This is a genomic window from Epibacterium ulvae (assembly GCF_018678075.1).
Taxonomy (GTDB): Bacteria; Pseudomonadota; Alphaproteobacteria; order Rhodobacterales; family Rhodobacteraceae; genus Epibacterium; species Epibacterium ulvae_A.
The window spans coordinates 18391-40643 of the sequence record NZ_JAHHIR010000077.1; the positions used below are offsets into that span (position 1 = coordinate 18391).

Genomic DNA, 22253 nt, shown 5'->3' on the forward strand with positions numbered 1-22253 from the left:
GAGGGATGATGAACGCAGACCAAGCCAATCCAAGTGAGAACACCCTGCGTGACAGGGTGCGCGCCTTTGTGGAAACCGACAAGGTTGGCAATGCCATTCTTGCGATCATCATCTTCAACGCCATTATGCTGGGGCTTTCGACCTCGGCGCATGTGATGGCTGTGGCGGGCGGCTTTATCTCAGTTCTTGATGATATCGTTCTGGCGATTTTTGTCATCGAGCTGTTGTTGAAGTTGTACGCATATGGCTTTCGGTTCTTTACCTCGGCCTGGAATATTTTTGACCTGGTTGTGGTGGGCCTGGGCCTGTTGCCGGACCGTCAGGGCCTGTCGGCGCTGCGGGGCCTGCGCGTCATTCGCGCCATGCGGCTGTTGTCGGTGATCCCGCAGATGCGGGCAGTGGTGCAGGCTTTGCTGGATGCGCTGCCCGGCATGGGCGCGGTTATCATTATGATTTCCATCGTCTTTTACGTCTTTGGCGTGATGGCGACCCTGATGTATGGCGCCAGTTTCAACGAGTGGTTTGGCACCCTTGGCCGGTCGCTGTACTCTTTGTTTCAGATCATGACATTGGAAAGCTGGTCGATGGGCATCGTGCGCCCGGTGATGGAGACCTATCCGGCGGCCTGGGCGTTTTTTGTGCCGTTTATCATCATCACCGCCTTCTCGGTCCTGAACCTGTTCATCGGTCTGTTGGTCAACACCATGCAGTCCGCCGTGGAGGAAGAGGCCGAGCAGGAGTTTGAAAAACTGCGCGATCTGGTCCGGACCGAGACCGATATGGTCGACGCCCATGTGCTGGCGCTGCACGAGGAAATCAAAGCCTTGCGCCGCGAAGTTGCCGCCCTCAAAGGAGGCACGGATGGCTGATAGTTCGCAAAAATTCATCGCCCGCAATCGCGCGCCGCGTGTTCAGATTGAATACGATGTTGAGCTTTATGGCGCGGAAAAGAAGGTGCAGCTGCCATTTGTTATGGGGGTAATGAGCGATCTGGTGGGCAAATCCCAGGTGGCGCAGCCCGCTGTTGCGGACCGGACATTTCTGGAAATTGATGTCGACAATTTTGACGCGCGCATGCGGGCCATGGCACCGCGTGCGGCGTTTTCGGTGCCAAATACACTGACCGGTGAGGGCAATCTGCCGGTTGATCTGACCTTTGAGAGCCTTGAGGATTTCTCTCCTGGTGCGATTGCCGCCAAGGTTGATGCGCTGAAACCGCTGTTACAAGCGCGCCAAGAGTTGACAACCCTGTTGGCCTATATGGACGGCAAGGCGGGGGCCGAGGCGCTGGTGGAGAAGATCCTGCAAGACCCCAAGCTGTTGTCCGGGTTTGAGCCAGATGCCAGCGCGCCGGGGGATCTTGCGGCTGTGCTGGATGAATTGCGCGCGCAGACCCCGGATGGAGAAGACGCGGTGGATGACACTGCTGCGGCTCTGGCGAGCTTGGCGGCGGCAACACCTGTCACCAATGCGCCGCCAGAACCCGACGCGCAAGCGGTGCTGGATGGATTGGCGGCGTCCGCGCCGTCATCGCCTGTGGTCAGCGATACGGCCGCAGATGTTTTGGGTGCCCTTGCCGATGCGGCACCTGATGAGGGGCCAGAAGAGTCTGCCGCCGAAGGGGTTCTGGACGCATTGCGGGCCGAAGCGCCGACAGAGACCGCCAGCGATGTGGTTGATACGGACGGGATTTTGGCGGGCGTTGCGGATGCAGGGGTGCAGATAGCAAGCGACGTGGCGGATGATGTTGCAGATATCCTCGGCGATTTGGCGGCGATTGAGACGGCTGAGGAGAGCGCAAACAAGGACACGGCCACTGATGTGTTAGAGCAGTTGAGCGCTGCCGCACCACAGGGTTTGGAAGGGGATGAGGCCGATGTGGGCGACGTTCTGTCTGAGCTGGCAGCGGCTGTTCCGGATGCGCCCGAACCCACTGATGCAGCTGTAGCGACCCTAGCCGCGCTGGCAGATGCCGCTCCGGAGGAGATATCCGAGGTTGACATTGATCTGGGTGATTTACTGGGCGAGCTGGACCCCGCGCCGACTGAGGAAGATGGGGCAGGGGTCGCGGAAATTCTGGCGGGTCTGGAGTGCGCAGACGTGGTTGAGGGGTCTACGCGTGATGAAGCTGGAGATGCGTTAAACACATTCGCACCCGCGACTGAGATCGAAGAGAGTTCGGCGGCCGAGCTGGATGATATTCTGGGCGACCTCGTGAGCGAAGGAGAAGAGGATTCATCGGATGAGCTCGCCGATATCCTTGGTGATCTGTCGTCTGATGTGGATGAGACGCCCCCCAACGATGATGTGACTGAGATGCTGGCGGCTTTGGCTGAGGATGAGCCTGCTGCGGTGGAAGATGCCCTTGGTCTGGATGACCTGTTGGGGGACTTGACGGACACCGAAACTGAGGGTGCGGAGGCGGGTGAGGGTCTGGATGACATCCTTGCCGATTTGGGCCTTGATGATGAGCCCGAGGGGACCTCTGAGCCAGCCGCAGACGCGTCGGATGATCTGGGATTGGACGATTTGCTGGGCGATCTGGGTCTTGACGACGACGCAGGCGATACAGGGCTGGATGATCTGCTGTCTGATATCGAAAGCAGCGACGAAGGTGACGGAGAGGCGGATCTGGATGCGCTTTTGGCGGATGCGCCAGAAAACGTGGATGATGATCTGGCGGGGCTGTTGGATGCGCTTGATCTGGACGCGGCGACAGAGGGTGCGTCCGAGACAACCGTCGCACCTGCGCGGGACGCTATTGAGTTTCCTTTTGGCACAATGTCCGCCACGCGCCCGGCTGCAGAGCAGTTGAAACGCCGGCGCTTCCGGATTGCGGTTTTGGGGGATTTTTCTGGCCGTTCTGCCAAAAGCGTGCTGGGGATCGGCGATGACTTGGCCAACCGGCCCGCGCAGTTGTTGGATGTGGATACGGTTGAAGAGGTGATCGAGGGTTTTGCCGGGGATCTGGCCTTGCCCATCGGCAAAGACGGCGCGATTTTGAACGTGCCTTTGGGCGGGTTGGATGATCTGCACCCGGATGAGCTGTATGAAAAGCTGGATTTGTTTTCGGAATTGGCCGGGTTGAAACAGCAACTGTCCAGCGGTGCGACTGCGGATCATGCGGCGAAATCGCTAAAAGCCTGGGGTGAGAAATACGGCACCCCGGCGGCGGCACCCCGGTTGACGTCCTCGGCGACAACTGTTCCCGCCGATCTGCGGTTGAGCGATTTTCAAAGGTTGATTGGCGATACCACGCCGCAAGCCGTCGAAAGTTCCCCGGTTGAGGAATTGCTGCAGCGGGTGGTGGGGCCCCATATCCGTGCCTTGCCCGATCCCAATGCCACGGCGATGGCGGGTGCGGTGACGCAATCCTTGACCCATGCGATGCGCATGGTCTTGCACCATCCGGAGTTTCAGGCGGTTGAGGCGCAGTGGCGCACGCTGGATCTGATGGCGCGGTCGATCCAGACCGACGATACGCTTGAATTGATGCTCTATGACGTCTCAGCCGAGGAGTTGGCGGCGGATCTGGCGGCAGAGGAAGACCTGACACAAAGCGGGTTTTTGCGGCTGTTGACCGATGAGCCGATGGATCCGGAATTGGGGCGCGGCGGCTATTCGGCGATTGTCGGGCTTTATACGTTTGAGGAAACGCCCCCCCATGCGGAGCTGTTGGGACGTTTGGCGCGGGTTGCGGCCCATGTGGATGCGCCGTTTCTGACGGCGATTGCGCCCACATTCCTGGCAAGCGCAAAGGAAGAGCGGCCCAAACTGGTGGCAGAGGCTTGGGATACATTGACCGGCATGGCCGAGGCCAGCCACCTTGGCCTGGTGTCGCCGCGTTTCCTGTTGCGCAGACCTTATGGTGCCAAAACCGATCCGATATACGAGTTTGATTTTGAAGAGTTTTCCCAATCCGAAGGGTTGAAAGGCATGTTGTGGGGCAATCCGGTTGCCCTGGCTGCGGTCCTGATGGCGCGTTCGTTCAAGGAGAACGGTCCGGGGTTGAATCTGGGCTCGATCATGTCCTTGGGTGAGATGCCCTATCACTATGTTTTGGACCGCTTTGGCGATCAGGTGGCGCTGCCATGTACCGAGCGCAACATAGATCTGGACAAGATCGCCGCCGCCAAGGAACGTGGGTTTATGGCCGTGTCGGCGGTCAAAGGGCGCGATGAAGTGCGGCTGACCTCTTTCATGGCGGTCAGTGGCGGGGTTTTGGCTGGTCCGTGGAGCGATATTCCACCGCCGCCGCCATCGCCGCCCAAGGTCACGGCCACGCCAGAACCCGCGCCTGATACGACCGCGCCTGCGTCGGAGGCACCCGCTGATGCAGAGGATCCGGCAGATCTGGATGCAGAACTGGATGCACTGTTGGCCGGTTTTGACGACACCACGCCGGATGCAGACGTGACCAGCGAGGGTGAGGATGATTTTGATGCGGAGCTTGCCGCATTGTTGGATGATTTGTGATGATGAGGCGAGATATGACGAATTTACGCTCGCAAGCCTCCGATCCCGGAAGGAGGAGACATGGTAGTTAGTAAATCCCACGAAAGTGACATGGTCTGGATGGCGGGCAGCTATTCGGTGAAAGATCTGTTCATGAAGCGGGCGATTGTGCGGGAGGGGTTGAGCCAACTGACCGAAACCACAATCGAGATCCAGTCCAAGAACAAAGCGGTGAAGCTGGATCAATTGGTCGGCAAAACCATGAACCTGCATGTGAGCGCGGCGGACAAGACCGAGCGCCGGTTTGCAGGCCTGTGTGTGTCCATCGAAAACATGGGGTTTCGCGATGGATACGGGCTTTATGTAGCAGAGGTGCGCCCTTGGCTGTGGCTGTTGACGCGTACTACGGATTGCCGTGTGTTCCAGGAAAAGACCGCCGTTCAGATCATCAAACAGATCTTTAGCGATCATGGGTTCAGCGATTTCCAAGACAAGCTGAGCGAGACCTATGAGGTGCGTGAATATTGCGTGCAATACCGCGAAAGCGACTACGACTTTATCTGTCGGTTGATGGAAGAAGAGGGGATCTACTTTTATTTCGACAGCGAAAGCGGTGCTGACACGGTGGAGAAGATGATCCTATGCGATGGGATCAGTGCGCATTCGCCGGTCGCGGGCCATGCGGATATCGAATTTCATGCGCGTGATGACAATGACCGCCGCCGCGAGGATCATATCTCAGAACTGTCGATGGCAGAGAACCTGACCACCGGGAAAGTGTCGTTGAATGACTTTGATTTCCTGACCCCCTCTGCGGGGCTGGAGGTCAGCAGTGCCATTCCCAAAGGCTCGCACAATCATAAGAGTTTCGAATTCTATGACTATCCCGGCCATTACCGCAAGGAAACCGGGCTGGGGAACAAACAGGCGCGGGTGCGGATGGAGGCTGAGGCGATCCGCTACAAGCGCTGGCGCGGTGCGTCCAATGTGCGCACAATGGGGACCGGCAATACGTTCAAGCTGAAAGAACACCCGGACAAGGTTTTGAACGGCGAGTATCTGGTGACGGATGCGACGCATTATCTGCAAGTGTCAGGCGACTATTCCGAACGGGAACAGCGCAAGACCAAGGACAGCGATCAGGGCGAGATGCGGCGCGATATCAAGCCTGCGAATTTGGAATTCCCCGAAGAAGTTGCCGGGGACTCATATTCCTCCACCTTTGGGGCGATCGAAAAGGCCGAGCAGTTCCGCGCCCCGCTGGTGACCGCCTGGCCTGAGATCAGCGGTCTGCATACGGCGACGGTTGTGGGCTCAAGCGGCGAAGAGATCTGGACCGACGAACATGGGCGGATCAAGATCCAGTTCCATTGGGATCGCGAAGGAAAGAAGGACGAGAAATCCTCGTGTTTTGTGCGGGTGATGACGCCATGGTCCGGAACAGACTGGGGCATGGTTGCGATCCCGCGCATGGGTCAGGAAGTGGTGATCCAGTTTGAGGAAGGTGACCCGGATCGGCCGATCTGTACGGGGATGTTGTTCAACAAGGACACGATGCCGCCTTACACATACCCGGATGATCAGACGCAATTGGGGATCAAGACCAACTCCTCCAAAGGGGGCGGTGGTTATAACGAATTGATGTTTGACGATAAAAAAGACAGTGAGCTGATGCGCGTTCAGGCGCAAAAAGACCATCAGATGCTGATCAAGGACCGGTCAACGGTGACGATCGGTCTGGAGGCTCCCTCGCCCGAGGTGACGTCGGCGGATGACAAATCCTATGTGATGACGGTTGAGGAACATGTCACCGAGACAGTCAACAAGGGCGATCGGACCGAAACCGTGAAGACGGGCAACAAAATCGAGACCATCGAAAAAGGCGACATGACCGAGACGATCAAGATGGGCGACAAAACGGAAACCATCGAGATGGGCGATCACAAGGAAACCGTGAAGCTTGGCAATCTGACGGTGGATGTGACGGCCGGGAAGGTCAAGATGACGGCGGGGATGGAGATCTTGCTGCAGGTCGGTGCGTCCTCGGTCAAGATCGACAATTCCGGTGTGACAATCAAAGGACCGATGATCAAGATCGAGGGCAGTGGTATGGTGGAAGCCAAAGCCCCGATGACGACGGTCAAAGGCGATGCAATGCTTACCCTAAAGGGTGGCCTGACGATGATTAACTAGGTGGTGGGTATGAGCGGTCGATTTGATAATCTGGTGAAAGTGCCACCGGATCCTGTGGCCAAATTGTTGTCGCGTGCCAATGTGTTGTTGAAGACGCCTCTGGAGGCGCCTCCGACGGCTTCGGCTGCGATGGTTTTGGATGAGCTGGAACAAAAAAGCGCCCTGGTGGATCTGTTGCGGGTCTGGGGCGTGTTGTTGCCTGCGCGTGAACGGGTGTGGTGGTCCTGTCTGGCGGCGCGCGACTATATCGGGCCGCGCAGCCCCAACGATCCACCGTCACTGGCCACGTCCGAGGCCTGGGTGCTGGATCCGTCCGAGGAAAACCGTGATGCGGCGCGGGTGACCATTGATCACGCCTATGTGGATGATGACACGGTGAACTGCGCGCTGGCGGTTCTGTATCACGACGGAACCCTTGGGCCTGGCGATTTGCGGCAATATCCGGCCCCTGCCGGGGCGGCAGAAACTGCGGCTTTTGCGATGAATATGGTAGCCTTGGGTCAATTGTCTGATAAGTTTGAAGAACACGGCCGCTTGCTGGTAGACCGCGCATTGGATATTGCCAAAGGAGGCCGTGGTGTGATCGCGGTCAACGACGCGTGATCGCCGCTTGGGTCGGTCGCGCGAAATGTGATTTGTTTGAAGAGTATATGAGGTAACGGATGACTATGCCCCAGGCCCGAGTGGCGGATCTGCACGCATGTATGTTGCCCTCTACGCCGCCACCGCCCGTATTGCCGGTGCCGACGCCGATCCTGCCACCTTGTGCGGTGCAAGTGCTGGTGGGCAAAATGCCCGCAGCCCGGATGACTGATATGTGCACGGCGGTCCCGCCGCACCCCATCATCAAAGGGTCCGGTACGGTTTTGATCCAGAAATTGCCGGCAGCGCGGATGATGGATCAGGCAGCCTGTGGTGGGATGATCGTCAAAGGTGAATTCACCGTGCTTGTCGGCGGGTGATCGGCCATGGGCGTACGGCTTAAATTTCAAAGCTCAGGATCGGTGCCCGGACGGGGCAAGCCGGTTGTGATGAACGGACCCAGCCTGACCGTTGGGCGGGGTGCGGGCTGTGATCTGGTCTTGCCCGACCCGGACCAGCAGCTGTCGCGCAATCACTGTGTGATTGAGGACCACAATGGCAATCTGGTTGTTGTGGATCTGAGCGCCAATGGCACGTTTTTGAATTATGCCAAGATCCCATTGGGCCGCACGCCGACGCCGTTGAATGACGGTGATGTTTTATGTGTGGGCAATTATGAGCTGGTGGTTGAGGTTTTCGACAGTGCCGCCGCCATGGATCCGCTGAATTTGGCCCCGGCGGCTGCGGTTGCGGCCTCCCCCGGTGTGGCGGAAAATGCACCCGACCCGCTGGCCCTGTTGGATGATGCAGGTCCCGGTGGTGATTTCCTGGATGATCTGTTGGGGGAGGGGCCGACCGGCCCGTCGCAGTTGAAACCTGCCGACCCGATTGACGATCTGTTGCCCCCGATGGGCGAAGACGAAGACCCATTTTTTGCCAAACCACAGGACGGACGCGACGGCGAAGGTGCCAGCTTGCCACATCACGCCCCGTCTGCCTCGGACAGTTTTGCAAGCTCTGCCGCGCCGCAATCCTCGGTCATTCCGGATGATTGGGATGATGAGTTTTTCTCGGACCTTGGCCCAAAAGACGCGCCAGACCCGGCACCTGCCGCCGCGCCACTAGCGGCTGAACCCGTAGCAGATACACCGTTTGATGACCCGCCTGAGCCCGCACCCGCTGCTGCGCCTGTTGCCACAGCCGAGTCCGCAGATGCGTTGCAGGCCTTGTTGCAGGGTTTGGGCGCTGAAGATCTGAAAATCGACGCGGATGAGCATCACAGCACCTTCCTGCGGATGGGGCGGGTGATGAAAACCTTGGTCACGGGGCTGCGCGAAATCCTGATGACGCGCACCACGATCAAGTCCGAGTTTCGCATTGAGCAGACGATGATTTCGGCCGGGGGCAATAACCCGCTGAAATTCTCGATCACGCCGGAACAGGCGATCGAGGCAATGGTGCGCCCGGCGACCAAAGGATACCTCAGCCCGGAAAGCGCCGCCAATCAGGCGCTGGATGACATCAAAGCCCATGAGGTGGCGATGGTCACCGGTATGGAAGCCGCCCTCAAAGGGGTATTGTCGCGCTTGGATCCCAAGATGCTGGAAGGCCAGATCGAACAACGCGGAGGTCTTGGCGGGCTCTTGCGGGGGAAGAAGGCGCAGTATTGGGACGTCTACGAAAAGCTTTACGCCGAGATCGCAGATCAGGCGAAAAACGATTTCCATGAGTTGTTCAGCCGTGAATTCGCCAAGGCCTATCAGGCCCAGTTGGAACGGCTCAAAAATTAAGGCGCGGTCCGCGCCGATCGGGAGATTGGGTGCAGATCGCACCCCAAGGAGAAGGAGAGGCATTTGTCCTGGGACAGTAAGGTGCTTTGGACCGAAGGGTTGTTTCTACAGCCCCATCACCTGCAACAGCAGGACCGTTATGCCGAGGGGCTGATCTCCGGCCTAGCGCGACGTATTCGCCCCTATGCCTGGGGCGTCACCGCGCTTGAGATCGACCATGAAGCGTTGAAAATCGGCCAGTTCGCGGTGAAGTCCTGCGAGGGGCTGACCCATGACGGAACCGTGTTTCGGGTGCCGATGGCGGATGCTCATCCGCCCGCGCTGGAAGTGCCGCAAACGGTTAAGGACTGTGTGATTTACCTGACGGTGCCGCAACGCAGGCAAGGTGCGGTCGAAGTCGACCTGAGCGGCACGGAACGGTCCGCCAGCCGCTTGCGTCCGGCTACGCAGGAAGTGACCGATGTGACCTCAACCGAGATGAAACCGGTTGAGATCGACGTGGGCAAGCTGCGCCTGCAATTTGCGCTGGAGGTGGATGATCTGGCGGATCTGCTGGCCATCCCGATCGCGCGGGTGATCGAGGTGCGCGCAGATCAGGAAATCATTCTGGATCAGGCCTTTATCCCGTCGTGCCTGGATGTGCGGGCTGCGCCTGCCTTGTTCGGGTTCCTGCGGGAATTGGAAGGTCTGTTGGGGCACCGGATGGAGGCGTTAGCCGGTCGTTTGGCCGAGGCGGGCGGTGCACGGGGTGTGGCCGATATCTCGGACTTTATGCTGCTGACCGTGGTCAACCGCGCGCTGCCATTGGTGCGCCATATGGCACAGGTCGAAAACCTGCACCCCGAAGATCTGTTTGCGGCCTGTGGGATGTTGGCCGGCGAGCTGTCGACCTTTATGGCGGCGGACAAACAAGCGCCGGTTCTGCCGCCCTATACCCATGCGGATCTGACCAATTGTTTTGCGCCAACCGTGCGCACCCTGCGCCAATATCTGAGCGCGGTGCTGGAACAAAGCGCCATTCCGATTAAGTTGGAGCCGCGCAAATACGGCATCTCGGTCGGGGTAATTGCAGATCGCAAGCTGATCGGCAACGCGGGTTTCGTGTTGGCGGTGGATGCCGACATCCCCGCCGAAGACGTGCGCCGTCACTTCGCTGGTCAGACCAAGATCGGCCCGGTGGAAGAGATCCGGCAATTGGTGAACTCGGCCCTGCCGGGGATCACATTGCGGCCACTGCCGGTGGCACCGCGTCAGATCCCTTATCACGCGGGCGTGGTCTACTTCGAGCTGGACGCGGACAATACCTATTGGGGGAAAATGACCACCTCGGGCGGTATCGCGGTGCATGTATCGGGGCAATATCCGGGGCTCAAGATGGAGCTTTGGGCAATTCGGAACGGGTAAGCGGGAAGCAGCATGGCAGATTTTGACGATCCATTTGCAGAACCGGGTGATACCGATAAAACGGTGATCAAACCCAATCCGGGCGGGCGTCGCCCGGCGGCGGCTCCTATGGCTGCGCAACCCCCGGTGCAGGCTGCGGAACCCGTGGCCGAGACGCCTGAGTTGGACGCCTTTGGCCTGCCACAACCGGCAGCTCCGGCCGCGCCCAAGGCGGCAGCCTCCAAGGCCACGCAGGTGGCGTTGACCGGGATGAACCAGCTGACGGCTTGCGCGACCTCGCTGTTTGCGCTGATCAGTCGGATCCGCAACCGTGCCCAGCATATGGACCCAGATAAGTTACGCCAAAGCGTTGTGGCCGAGGTGCGCGCCTTTGAAAATCGTGCGCTCAAGGCGGGGATCACCGCGCAGACGGTCAAAATCGCGCGTTATGCGCTATGTGCGACATTGGATGATGTGGTGCTGAACACGCCATGGGGCGGGCAGTCGTCCTGGGGTCTGCAGTCCATGGTCGGCACGTTTCACCGCGAAACCGTGGGCGGTGACCGGTTCTATGATCTGCTGGCCCGGCTGGAAAAGGAACCCGCTACCAATATCGACATGCTGGAGTTCCTGTATATGTGCATGTCGCTGGGGTTTGAGGGCCGCCTGCGCGTTGAGCAGGGCGGCAGCGAAAAACACCTACAGATCCGCGCCGGTCTGGCCCGGATTATTCGCGGCCAACGGGGCAATGTGGAACGGGATTTGTCACCGCGTTGGAAGGGGTTGGACAAACCGTTCAAAGCCCTGTCTGCCTGGCGTCTGGTCTGGTTGACGCTGGCGGTTCTGAGCACGGTTCTGGCGCTGCAGTTTGCGGGCCTCAGCTGGGCATTGTCGCGCGATACCGAAAATGTGGTTGGTCAGCTGTCGGTGGTCGAAAGCGGTCCCGTTGCGGTTCTGGAACGGCGCGCGCCGCCGCCACCGCCGCCACCCCCAACGCCCACGATCGAGGAACAGGTGGCCAAAGTGTCAGGCTTCCTTGAAGCAGAAATCGCCGATGGCGTGGTCGAGGTTTTCCAATCGGGCAATACGTTGATCATTCGACTGGTCGGCTCTGGCATGTTCGGGTCCGGATCGGACCAATTGCAACGCGGATTTGTGGGCCCGGTTGACCGGGTGGCGCGGTCGTTGAACGATGAAAAGGGGCGGCTGATCGTGGTTGGACATTCGGACAATATTCCCATCCGCTCGTCTCGGTTTCCGTCCAATATGGCGCTGTCCCTGGCGCGGGCAAAATCGGTGATGACGGGCATGGCCAAAGTGATCGCCGATCCGGAGCGTCTGTCGGCCGAGGGTCGCGCAGACAAAGAACCCATCGCCGACAATGGCACCAGAGCCGGGCGGGCTCGCAACCGGCGGATTGAAGTCTTGCTGATCCAGGAGGCCGAATAATGCTGAGGCGCTTCATTATCCCCTTCTTCAGCTCGATCTATACGGTGATGCTGCTGCTGGCGGTCGTTCTATCCTGCTGTATTTGGTTTTTTGCCCCCTTTATCGGCAATGACGCATGGCGTCCTTTTGATGCGGTGACCGCGCGTGTGGTCGCAATTGGCGTCGTGTGGTTCCTGATCCTGGCCATCCTGCTGACGGTGTTTTGGGTGCGTCGCAAACGCGATAAGGCGATGACCGAAGAAATCGTCGAGGCGGGGGACACCCAAGACGATGACGAATGGGCCGAGGAACTGGTGGAGCTGCGCGGTAAGTTCAAAACCGCGATGTCTGAACTGCGCAAATCGAAAAACGGCCGCCGCCATCTGAAAGAGTTGCCTTGGTATGTGATTATCGGCCCTCCGGGCGCGGGCAAGACCACGGCGATTGTCAATTCCGGGCTGCAATTTCCGCTGGCGGACAAGATGGGCAAGGCCGCCGTGGGCGGGATTGGCGGCACCCGGAACTGTGATTGGTGGTTCACCAATAATGCGGTTCTGATCGACACCGCGGGCCGTTACACCACGCAGGACAGCGACGCCGAGGGAGACAATGCGACCTGGGTCGGCTTCCTGGGGCTGCTCAAGAAATACCGCAAACGTCAGCCGATCAATGGTGCGATGATCGCGATCTCACTGTCGGATCTGTCGCTGCAGGATGAGATCACCCAGAAGTCCCACGCCCAAGCCATTCGTCGCCGCCTGTCCGAGCTGCGCGAAGAACTGGGCGTGCGGTTTCCGGTCTATGTTCTGTTCACCAAGGCCGATCTGATCGCCGGGTTTCAGGAGTATTTTGATGTCCTGGGCAAAGAGGATCGCGAACAGGTTTGGGGCTTTACGCTTGATCTGCCCAAGGGCAAGTCAGACGCGGGCCCCATTGCCCGATTTGATGAAGAATTCGCCGGTCTTCTGGGTCAGTTGAATGCGCAGTTGCTGGAGAAGATGCAGGTAGAGACCGATCCCCAGCGGCGCGCGCTGGTGGCGGGTTTCCCGGCGCAGGTGGCCTCGATGCGCGGGGTCGCGCGTGATTTCCTGAACGAGGTGTTTCAGGACAATAAATTCGAACGCCGTCAGATGTTGCGCGGGATCTATTTCACCTCTGGCACCCAGGAAGGCACGCCGATTGACCGCCTGATGCTGGGTATGGCGCAGACCTTTGGCATTGGTCGCCAGGCGATTGGCACCGGTAGCGGTTCCGGGCGGTCCTATTTCCTGACGCGCCTGTTCGAGGGGGTGATGTTCCCTGAGGCCGGACTGGTTTCTGCCGATGACCGTGTGGAGCGCCGCTATCGCTGGACCCGGCGTGCGGCGGTTACCGCAACCGTGCTTGTGTCGCTGTTGACCGGTGGTTTGTGGGTGAATTCCTATCTGAAGAACGCGGAATTTACCGACGATGTGGGCGAACAATTGGATGCGTTCCAGGCCGCCGCCGCAACGCTGCCACCCAGCCCGATTGGTGACACCGATCTGGTGCCCGTGGTCGAAGCGCTGAACATTCTGCGCGACCTGCCCGGCAACCCGGTTGTCGCCACGCCCAAGCCGGCGCGCGCGATGACATACGGTCTGTATCAGGGCGATGTGATTGGAACGCAGGCTGCGCAAACCTATCGCGGTGCTTTGAACCAGCGCCTGCTTCCGCGGCTTTTGGTACGTTTGGAAGAGCAGATCTCGGCCAATGTGAACAATCCGGATGTGCTGTATGAGGCGCTCAAAATCTATCTGATGCTGGGTCTGCAAGGGCCGATGAACCAGGATCTGGTCAAGGAATGGCTGCGGATCGATTGGGAATTGGTGCAATATCCTGGTGCGGCACGGATCACCCTGCGCGATGATCTGATGGCGCATCTTGAGGCACTGTTGGACCAACCCATGCAGGAGGTCGTGCTGAATGGCCCATTGATCCAACAGGCGCAGGACATCCTGTCGGAAATGCCGCTGGCGCAGCGGGTTTACACAGGCATCATCAACTCGACCAAGGCGACCAGCTTGCCGAAATGGCGTCTGACCGAAATTGGCGGCCCTTCGGTCAAACGTGCCCTGGTGCGCAGTTCCGGTAAGGCGTTGAACGACGGGATCGAGGGCATTTTTACCTATGACGGGTTCAACAATGTCTTTCTGCCCGAAGCGGTGAGCGTCGCCAAACGGGTGCAGCGCGAAAGCTGGGTTCTGGGACAGGCTGCCGAAGACACTCAGAGCCAGGCGGTTTTAGTCGCGCTCAGCCGCGATGTTTTGGACCTGTATTACAACGACTATGTGACCCGGTATGATCAGATCCTTGGCGATATTGATATCATCCCGCTGGAGTCGCTCAGCCATGCGGTGGAGGTCACCAATGTGCTGTCGGGGCCGACCTCGCCGATCAAAAACATCCTGACCGCTGTTTCAAACGAGACCCGCCTGACCGAAGACCGGTCCTTGTTGGATTCAGGCGCTATCAACGAAGGCGTGTCGAATGTGGCCTCGATCGAGGCGCGTTCGGTGCTGAGTGTGGAGGCGCAGATCCTGTTGGAAGCGCTGGTGGATTCGGCGCAAAACGCACCGGGTGAGCCGCCGCGCACGCCGGGTCAATATGTCGAAGACCGCTTCCAATGGCTGCACGATCTGGTGGCGCGGCCCGAACAGCAACCATCACAATTGGACGATCTGATGGGCGCGCTGCAACTGGTCTATCAAGAGCTGAACAAGATGTCGTTTAGCGGCATCACATCCGGCGAAGGCGGGCAGGCGTTGTTGCAGTTCCAACAGGCGGCTGCGCGGGTTGACGGGCCGTTGCAACGCTGGGCCAAGCAGATCACCGTGGGGTCTTCGGGGATCACATCCGAGGGCACGCGGGCCTCGATCAATGCAAGCTGGCAGGCAAATGTGTTGCCGTTTTGCGAGAAGGCCTTGGACAATCGCTACCCGTTCAACCGCCGCGCGCGGGCGGATGTGGCAATGGCGGATTTCTCCAAACTCTTTGCGCCGGGTGGTCTGATTGACGCGTTTGTTGATGATAACTTGTTGAAACATATCGATACCCGCAACCGTCCCTGGACGTGGAAACGGGTCAACGATGTGGATCTTGGCATCAGCCCGGCGGTTCTGCAGCAGATGCAATATGCCGCCGAAATTCGCGATGCGTTTTTTGCTGGGGCAGCGGCACCCAAGGTGCAGTTCCAGATCACGGCCAAGGCGTTGGACCCCAAGGCCAAGGAAGTTGTGCTCGAAATCGACGGCGCCAAAGTGGGCTATGCTCACAAAGACGGCCAGCCGACGCCGGTGGCCGTGACCTGGCCGGGCTCGGTTGGTTTGGCACGTATTACGCTGTTGCCGGACAAACGTGATGCCGAAAGCACCCTGTCGCGGGATGGGCCCTGGGCCTGGTTTCGCCTGCTCGACGCTGCCGAAGTGCGCAGGACCAATGTGTCGGACCGCCGCCGGGTGAACTTCCGGGTTGGCGGACGTCTTGCCTTGTTTGAGATGCAGTCGGGATCTGTGGTCAATCCATTCGCCCTGCCTGCCATGGCCAAATTCAGCTGCCCCAAGTCGATGTAATGGCGCAGGGGTTCGGAGCATACGGGAAAATCCCAGCCGTTGGAGACTTCTTTCGCCTGTCTCCGCCAAATGGATTTGTCCGTGTTTGGGACGCCTGGTTGCAAGAGATCCTGTCCGAGGCGCAGGCCGCCTACGGCGCGGATTTTGATGCCCATTACATGTCTGCGCCGATCTGGCGGTTCACCCTGCCGCGGGGGGTTGCGGGTGCGGGAAAAGTCATGGGCGTTTTGATGCCATCGGTGGACCGGGTTGGGCGTCGGTTTCCGTTGACGCTGGTGCAGGCGGTCTCCACCTCGGGGCCGGCCTCAGCAGATCACATGGGCGCAAACGCGGTATTTGAAAAACTGGAAGACCTGGCGTTGATGGCGCTGGACGACAATACGACATTGGAACTTTTGGGAGAAGGCCTGGCCGATATCCCCCATCTGGCCTTACCAGATGTGCCGCCTGTGCGGGGCAGCGGGGGAAATATTGTGGTGACCGGGATTGCAGCAGGGGACAGTCTGGCGCGGATCCTGGCGGGTCAGCTGATGGCAAAGTCAATGCCCGAAGCCGCGATCTGGAGTGCGGTTCTGGACGGGGTGCCACGTATGTTGGCCTGTCCGGGATTGCCCCGGGGACCTATGGCGACGGCCTTGTTTGACATGCATGCTCCCATCTGGAGGGAGGCACCACCGCTATGACCAACCAACGTGATTTTCGCTATACGGCGCAGACTCATACAGGGTTGGTGCGAAAGGTGAACGAAGACGCGGTGCTGGCCCTGCCGGATCACGATATCTGGCTGGTTTCGGATGGGATGGGCGGCCATGACGCCGGTGATTTTGCCAGCCGGTTGATTGCGGACAGCGTTGCAACAATTGCGGTCGGCCTGGACCCCACTGCGCGCATGCATGCGCTGCGCGACGCCATCCAAGCGGCGCATAGCACCATCATTCAGGAAGCAGAGCGCCGTGGCGGTGGCACGATTGGCGCAACAGTTGCCGCCTTGTTGATGGTTCCCGGTCATTTCGTGGCGCTTTGGGCGGGCGACAGTCGGATTTATCGCCTGCGTGATGCCCAAGTTGAGATGTTAACCACCGATCATTCAGCGGTGGCGGCGTATGTTCTGGCGGGGCAGATGACCTGGGACGAAGCTGACCAACACCCGCAATCCAACGCCATCACCCGCGCGGTGGGTGTCGGGGATGTGGTTGAGATTGACAAAATCCGCGGTGAGACCCAGTCCGGCGACCGTTTTCTGATCTGCTCGGACGGGCTGACGAAATACACGACCGAGGCGATGTTGCAGGACGTTTTGGGCAGTGCCAGCCTGGAAACCGTTGGCGATCAGTTGATGCAGATCGCGCTGACCGGGGGCGGGGCTGACAATATCTCGGTCATTGTGGTGGATGTGCTTTAGGGATTGGCGGTGACTAGCATCTGCGTGTTGAGCGATGTGATCCGGCCAACATCCGCGTCTGAACTTTCTTTCAACGCTTCGGCAAAACCTGTGGCGCTTTCGGTGGTTGGACGCAGACCTTCGAACAGCGGCGCGTTGGAGTGGAGCACCAGGACCTTGCTTTTGCCAAGCGAGCTGTCATCGACCTGAAAAGCGATGCCACCGTTTGTGGCGGCCTCCTGTAAATCAAAGGCCACCCGCACTGCAACCTCGCCCGCGCGCCCATCCCGCAAGTTTTCCACCGCATTGTCGGGACGGTTTATATTGGGCAGCAGGTGAAAGACGTTGCCCGAGACATCGAGGATCGACACCGTCAAAAAACCATCGGTCAGGCTGGCGGGTAAAACCAGGTCGATCACCGGGTTTTCACCCACATAAAAGCGACCCGATGGGTTTGGCGTGCCTTCACCGCCGACGGAAAAGGCCACATCGACCGGGCCCACCGGCGCTTTGGGCAAATGTTGTTCAACCACACATAGGGCGGCGTTCAGGACTTCCACGTCCAGAATGATCCGCCGCTCATCCGCTTGGGCGTGCAGGGCATCAAACAATGTGACTCGGGTGGCGGTATCTGCAACCGGCCCTTTGACCTGCAGGCTTTCGTCCGGCGAATACCCCGTGGTCGACAAGGGCGGGTTCACCGTAAGAGCGCCGCAATCGGCGTGGTCTTTCAAGATGTCGGCCACGGTATGTGCGGCCAAGATTGGCAGTTCAAAGGCAACCTCAACCGGGCCGTCCAAGGCACCGGGCAAACGGCCACCAAAGGCCTGTTCCAACATCGCGGCCTGGCTCGCATCCGTTGTGGCGGCGGTAAGGGTGCCGGAATTTCCAGACAAGCTCAACTTCCAGGCCGGGAACGGCGACACAGCGGCCAGAACGGTTTCAATATCGACGCTCCAACTGTCGGCAATATCTCCGTTTGCGATGGTCAAATCGGCCTGTCCAGATTGTTCGGACAGGGTGGTCAAGATCCGGTCATCCGGGACAAACCCACTGGCAGAGATCGTGCCATCGACCTTTTCGACCACCAGCGCAAAGGGGTCGGCGTTGGGCAGATTTGACCCTAAAACACCGTCCAGCGCACCGGAAAAGAACGCGGCCGCGCCGCCGCCAATTACCGCAACAGCAACCAAGGCGACCATTGGCATACGCGATTTTGGCGTTGGGTCGGGATCTGGTTTTGCTGTTGGTTTACTGGCTGCCTGCGGGACAATAATTGTCGCTTCTTCAATGGATTCCGGCGCGGGCGCAGCAATAGGGTGGTCAATGAATTGCACCACCTCGGTCGCAGATTGGAAGCGGTCATCGGGGTTGGGCGCGCACATGCGTTCGATCAGGGTCTTCAGCGGTTCCGGCACCGCATCCGTGTCGAGCGGGTTTTGTTTGTTCTCGACCACTTCCATCGGGTTGTTGCCGAGTTTTGGTGCCGCACCCCGGAAGTTCGCCAGGATCAATGCACCGAGCGAGTAGATGTCGGAACGCGCATCGGTTTGGCCGCTCAGCTGTTCCGGAGCTGCATAGGAGTATTTTCCGGCAAATTCATTGCCAACAATGGTCTGCGCGCCGGGATTTGTGTCCTTGGCGATGCCAAAATCGATAATCACCGCTTCGGCGGGGTTGCCACCGCGCAGGATGATATTGTCGGGGCTAAGATCGCGGTGCACGATATTGCGCAGATGTGCGGCTTCCAACCCTTGGGCGACACAGCGACAGATGATCATCAGATCTTCCATCTCCATCGGGCCCTGCCGCAGTTTTTTGTCCAGCGCGGGGCCGTCAACAAAATCCATTAACAGATAGATATGCCCGTCTGGCGTCCGGTGGTTTTCGGAATAGCGCACCACCGCCGCGTGACGGATTTCACGGATGTTTTCCTCACGCGCCATGAGGACATGGAAATCCTCATTCGCTGCGTGTTCGCGTTTCAGCACTTTAACCGCGACGAGGTTACCGGAAATCTCGGACCGGGCTTTGTAGACGTCAGAGGTGCCTCCGCGACCCAACAGCCCTTCAATCCGATAGGTATTATTCAGAAGGTCACCCGGTTGAAACAGGTCACCGGGCATGGACTCCAACATCGCGGCCTCGTCGTTTGTGCAAAAGGATCAACAGAGACCGGGGCTTAACCGAGCGCCTGGAATTCTACGCGACGGTTCACATCCGCGCGCGGGTCATTGCTGTCAAAGGGCGCAGTTTCCCCCAGACCGATCGCTTTGAGCATATCATCGGCAACGCCGCAGGTGCTGATAAGGTGACGGCGCACTTCTTGCGCGCGCAGCAGCGACAGCCGTTCGTTATAGGCCGCGGATCCGGAGCTGTCGGTATGGCCGATGATCTGGAACACGGTTCCGTCCATCAGTTTCATCGAGGTACACATATTGTCGAGCTTTGGTGCCTGATCCGAGCGCAGCGCGGCGCTGTCGAAATCAAAGGAGATCTGCACGTTGATCTGCGTCTCGCGTTCGACGGGGGTATAATCCTCGGTCGCGGCGGCAACAGCGGTGGTGCCTTGGACCGCTTCATTCGCGGCGCCGCTGACGTTGGTATTTGGCACAATCACCAAGCCACGTGTCTTTTGCTTACGAAAGGCTTCGGTGATCTCTTCGACGCTCAATTCTTCGCCTGCGGCTTGTTGGGCGTGACCTGGTAGGACGCTAAAACACAGAAGAAAAACAGAGGCTTTTGAAACTTGGCTGAGACGTCGCACGACCCGACCCTCCCTCATTAATACACAATCGATGATAATAGTATACCACACCCCGTGACCTGCCAATGGGGTGTCGCACAGAATGCGTTTCACATTTTCACATCTCTCTTTACGGGCGCCATCCACTTCGCGCAAACTGAACACGGTTATGAGTATTTGAGGCTGCTATGAAGTTATTGCCTGCCATCGTTTTGGCGATTGGGATCGTTTTGGCCCCTGTTATTTGGTTCGCATTGTCTTGGTTTTCGCCCCAAGACGGCGGGCAGGGTGCCTCCATCGATTCTGGGGCCCGGATTGAGATTGAGCTGTTGCGCCAACAGATCGAAGATTTGCAAATCCGCACCGAAAAGGTTGAGGAAGAATTGTCCCGCCTGCCTGCTGGTGGGGTTGCGCCAAACGTTCCGCTTGTCGCCGATGAAGACGCAGAACAGCAGATTTGGGAACAGACCGAGGGGGCGGATCTGGATTACGCTCAGGTGGTTTTGATCGCGGATCGTTTGAATGTAAATCGCGACCTGCGGGTCACGGGCGGGCGTTACCTGACGGAGCGCCTTGGTCGACCACGCGAGAATTTAAGCGACGAATGCCAACCGATGACAAACCCGGATCTAAAAGAAAGACTGGTCACAGAGCGGGTTGGCCCCATCCGTGTCAGCATGTTGCGGCCAGCGATCGAAAGCCTAAAGGTCGTGTTTGAGAACATTCGCAAGGCTGATCCAGACCTATATCGGCGCATCAATACGGCAGGCGCGCTGTGTGTGCGTCGCATCCGGGGCACGCAAAACGCTTTGTCGACCCATAGTTACGGTTTGGCCGTGGATCTGAATATCGACGGCCAACTGGACAATTTCACCGATGGCAAGACCCAGCTGGGCCTGACGATTATGGCCGATTTTTTCTTTGACGAAGGCTGGGTCTGGGGCGCTGGATTTCGCCGCGAAGACAGTATGCATTTTGAGATCAGTCGCCGCCAGTTGGACGCCTGGATCTCAGAAGGCAAATTGTGATCTTATTCCTCAATCCCGTAAGCGCGGCGAATACCGCGTTGGGTGCCGGGGCCAAAATCACCGTCAATTGCGCCTGCATAAAACGCTTTTTCGCGCAGTTTGACCTGCAGGGCGCGGCGGGTTTCCGGGGTGAACATATTGGGCCGTTCACTCAGCAGGTTCAGGACGTCTGCACTGCCCGACCGCAAAGCCGCATAGAGGTAAAAGGCTGATTCCTCGGGACCCTTGCTTGGGATCAAACCGTCGTCGATCAGCGCAGCAAAGTTAAACTGGGCTTGCGGATGACGTAGATCTGCGGCGCGTTCGAAAAACCGCAGGGCCTTTTGCGAGTCGGCAGGCAGGCCCAGACCGCCTTGGTAATGAAGAAAGCCCAAGTCGTTGATTGCATCGGCAAAATTCTGATCCGCCGCTGCGCGATAGAGCGACAGCGCTTTTTCTGCATCGGGTTCAACGCCCGTTCCGCGTTCATACAGTTTTGCCAACTCAAACTGCGCTTCAGGTGAGCCGGCATCCGCTGCTCGCTGCAGGAATGAAACGGCCGCGGCAGGATCAAACCGTCCCTCATTTGGGTTTAATCGCATATAGGCCAAGCCCAACATGGACCGCGTATCGCCAAGGTCGGCCAGCGCAAGAAGCTGGTCTTCCTGGTCGGGACGAATGGCCGCCCATGCCTCAGTCGCTTTGTTGGACAATTGCGGCTGGCCGTCGGCAGCACCCGCCAAATAGAACGGTATACCGGTTAGTGACCCATATGTGTGGGGTTCCTGAAGGTTGCCGGTTTGTCGCAAAACGCTGTCGCGCACTTGCCGGAACATCAGGCTGATTTCCAATCCAGGCTCAACCATTTTGTCCATCAATGCCATGGCAAAGGGGCTGTTTTTGCCAGATCCGTCAAGCGCGACCTGACCATCCTTGGCTGCGAAAGCCACCATTGTGCCGCGATCAGGGTCCGCCGCAGCAAGGCCACCACCACCACCGCGCGCAGTCTGCTCAGTTGTTATCTGCGCGATTGTAGACTGAACTGGATCAATGCCATCGCCCAGTGGATTGTCGCGACAACTGTCAAGGATGACGATCCGCATCTTGCGCGCCCGATCGACTGCCGCCAGAAGTTGTTTTAATGAAACCGATTGGCGTTGGACATCGCGGTTGCTTTGGACCTGAGCGTCAACTGGGATCAAGAAATTCTCGCCCTGAACCTCGATGCCGTGACCGGCAAAATAAACCAGCGCAAGGTCGGCCACTTCGGATCGGAAGGCAAAATCGTCCAACAGTTGAGTGATTTCCGCGCCGCTTGCATCAACCGCCAGTGTCACGTCAAACCCAATTGTCTCCAACGTGTTCGCCATGGCACGTGCATCGTTAGCGGTGTTGTCCAGGCCGGGCAGGGTTTCATAGCGCGCCATCCCCATCACCAACGCAATTCGATCAGACGCCGCCCATCCGGCCTGACTGAAGGTCAGTGTGAAAATGACCAAACCACCCAATACGCGAAGCATCTTACAAACCATTGACCCACCTAACGAACATAACGCATGAAAACTATACTGCGAAATAGATCCCATACCAACATGATGCTGATCTGATCGGTGCAAAAAAATGCTGACATCACTCGCGTTGTGGGTTTCAGGATCTTGAATGCACAACGCCGCCCCAGTTATGGAGCGGCGCCAAAGA

At 58.6% G+C, this 22253-nt stretch carries 15 protein-coding genes and 1 pseudogene; 13 read left to right on the plus strand and 3 right to left on the minus strand.

The window, feature by feature from the left end:
* Window positions 1–8 precede the first annotated feature (8 nt).
* The 12 genes and pseudogenes from KMP13_RS16685 to KMP13_RS16735 all read left to right on the plus strand — a co-directional run bounded on the left by KMP13_RS16685 (window position 9) and on the right by KMP13_RS16735 (window position 16823).
* A complete protein-coding gene (locus tag KMP13_RS16685) occupies window positions 9–869 on the plus strand; it encodes an ion transporter (RefSeq protein WP_215267113.1) in 861 nt (286 codons plus the stop codon).
* Window positions 862–1359: pseudogene (gene tssB / locus KMP13_RS20645) on the plus strand (type VI secretion system contractile sheath small subunit); the annotation flags it as partial. The gene KMP13_RS16685 and the pseudogene tssB, both read left to right, overlap by 8 nt.
* Before the next feature lie 519 nt (window positions 1360–1878).
* Entirely contained in the window at window positions 1879–4476 is a 2598-nt protein-coding gene (locus KMP13_RS20985) for a type VI secretion system contractile sheath domain-containing protein (protein WP_353055724.1), read from the plus strand.
* 60 nt (window positions 4477–4536) lie between these two features.
* Window positions 4537–6648: a type VI secretion system Vgr family protein gene (locus KMP13_RS16695; RefSeq protein ID WP_215267115.1), complete on the plus strand. Its 2112-nt coding sequence runs from the start codon at window positions 4537–4539 to the stop codon at window positions 6646–6648.
* A 9-nt stretch (window positions 6649–6657) separates the two neighbouring features.
* The gene (locus tag KMP13_RS16700; protein ID WP_215267116.1) at window positions 6658–7251 is read left to right on the plus strand and encodes a DUF6931 family protein; all 594 of its coding nucleotides are present in this window, start codon (window positions 6658–6660) and stop codon (window positions 7249–7251) included.
* Between the two features lie 59 nt (window positions 7252–7310).
* Entirely contained in the window at window positions 7311–7610 is a 300-nt protein-coding gene (locus tag KMP13_RS16705) for a PAAR domain-containing protein (RefSeq protein WP_215267117.1), read from the plus strand.
* Between the two features lie 6 nt (window positions 7611–7616).
* The gene (tagH, locus tag KMP13_RS16710; RefSeq protein WP_215267118.1) at window positions 7617–9020 is read left to right on the plus strand and encodes a type VI secretion system-associated FHA domain protein TagH; all 1404 of its coding nucleotides are present in this window, start codon (window positions 7617–7619) and stop codon (window positions 9018–9020) included.
* Between the two features lie 63 nt (window positions 9021–9083).
* Complete coding sequence (gene tssK / locus KMP13_RS16715) at window positions 9084–10424, plus strand: type VI secretion system baseplate subunit TssK (RefSeq protein WP_215267119.1); 1341 nt, start codon at window positions 9084–9086, stop codon at window positions 10422–10424.
* A gap of 12 nt (window positions 10425–10436) precedes the next feature.
* Window positions 10437–11852, plus strand: coding sequence for a type IVB secretion system protein IcmH/DotU (gene icmH / locus KMP13_RS16720; RefSeq protein WP_215267120.1), 1416 nt, complete (start codon window positions 10437–10439; stop codon window positions 11850–11852).
* Window positions 11852–15421 (plus strand): type VI secretion system membrane subunit TssM, encoded by a 3570-nt coding sequence (tssM, locus tag KMP13_RS16725; RefSeq protein ID WP_215267121.1) that lies wholly within the window; start codon window positions 11852–11854, stop codon window positions 15419–15421. Before icmH ends, tssM begins: the two co-directional genes overlap by 1 nt.
* On the plus strand, window positions 15421–16104 hold the full coding sequence (gene tagF, locus KMP13_RS16730; RefSeq protein WP_215267122.1) for a type VI secretion system-associated protein TagF: 684 nt from the start codon (window positions 15421–15423) through the stop codon (window positions 16102–16104). The genes tssM and tagF overlap by 1 nt, the downstream gene beginning before the upstream one ends.
* The gene (locus tag KMP13_RS16735; protein ID WP_215267123.1) at window positions 16101–16823 is read left to right on the plus strand and encodes a PP2C family protein-serine/threonine phosphatase; all 723 of its coding nucleotides are present in this window, start codon (window positions 16101–16103) and stop codon (window positions 16821–16823) included. Before tagF ends, KMP13_RS16735 begins: the two co-directional genes overlap by 4 nt.
* Here KMP13_RS16735 and KMP13_RS16740 read toward each other — a convergent pair.
* Window positions 16820–18940: a serine/threonine protein kinase gene (locus tag KMP13_RS16740; protein WP_215267124.1), complete on the minus strand. Its 2121-nt coding sequence runs from the start codon at window positions 18938–18940 to the stop codon at window positions 16820–16822. The genes KMP13_RS16735 and KMP13_RS16740 overlap by 4 nt on opposite strands.
* A 44-nt stretch (window positions 18941–18984) precedes the next feature.
* Window positions 18985–19569 carry an OmpA family protein gene (locus KMP13_RS16745; protein ID WP_353055723.1) on the minus strand — a complete coding sequence of 195 codons (585 nt, stop codon included), beginning with the start codon at window positions 19567–19569 and terminating at the stop codon, window positions 18985–18987.
* A 167-nt stretch (window positions 19570–19736) separates the two neighbouring features.
* On the opposite strand from KMP13_RS16745, the gene KMP13_RS16750 reads away from it, so the two are divergent.
* Window positions 19737–20576 carry a M15 family metallopeptidase gene (locus tag KMP13_RS16750; RefSeq protein ID WP_215267125.1) on the plus strand — a complete coding sequence of 280 codons (840 nt, stop codon included), beginning with the start codon at window positions 19737–19739 and terminating at the stop codon, window positions 20574–20576.
* A gap of 2 nt (window positions 20577–20578) precedes the next feature.
* On the opposite strand, the gene KMP13_RS16755 is transcribed toward KMP13_RS16750, so the two are convergent.
* Window positions 20579–22075, minus strand: coding sequence for a caspase family protein (locus tag KMP13_RS16755; RefSeq protein ID WP_215267126.1), 1497 nt, complete (start codon window positions 22073–22075; stop codon window positions 20579–20581).
* Window positions 22076–22253 lie beyond the last annotated feature (178 nt).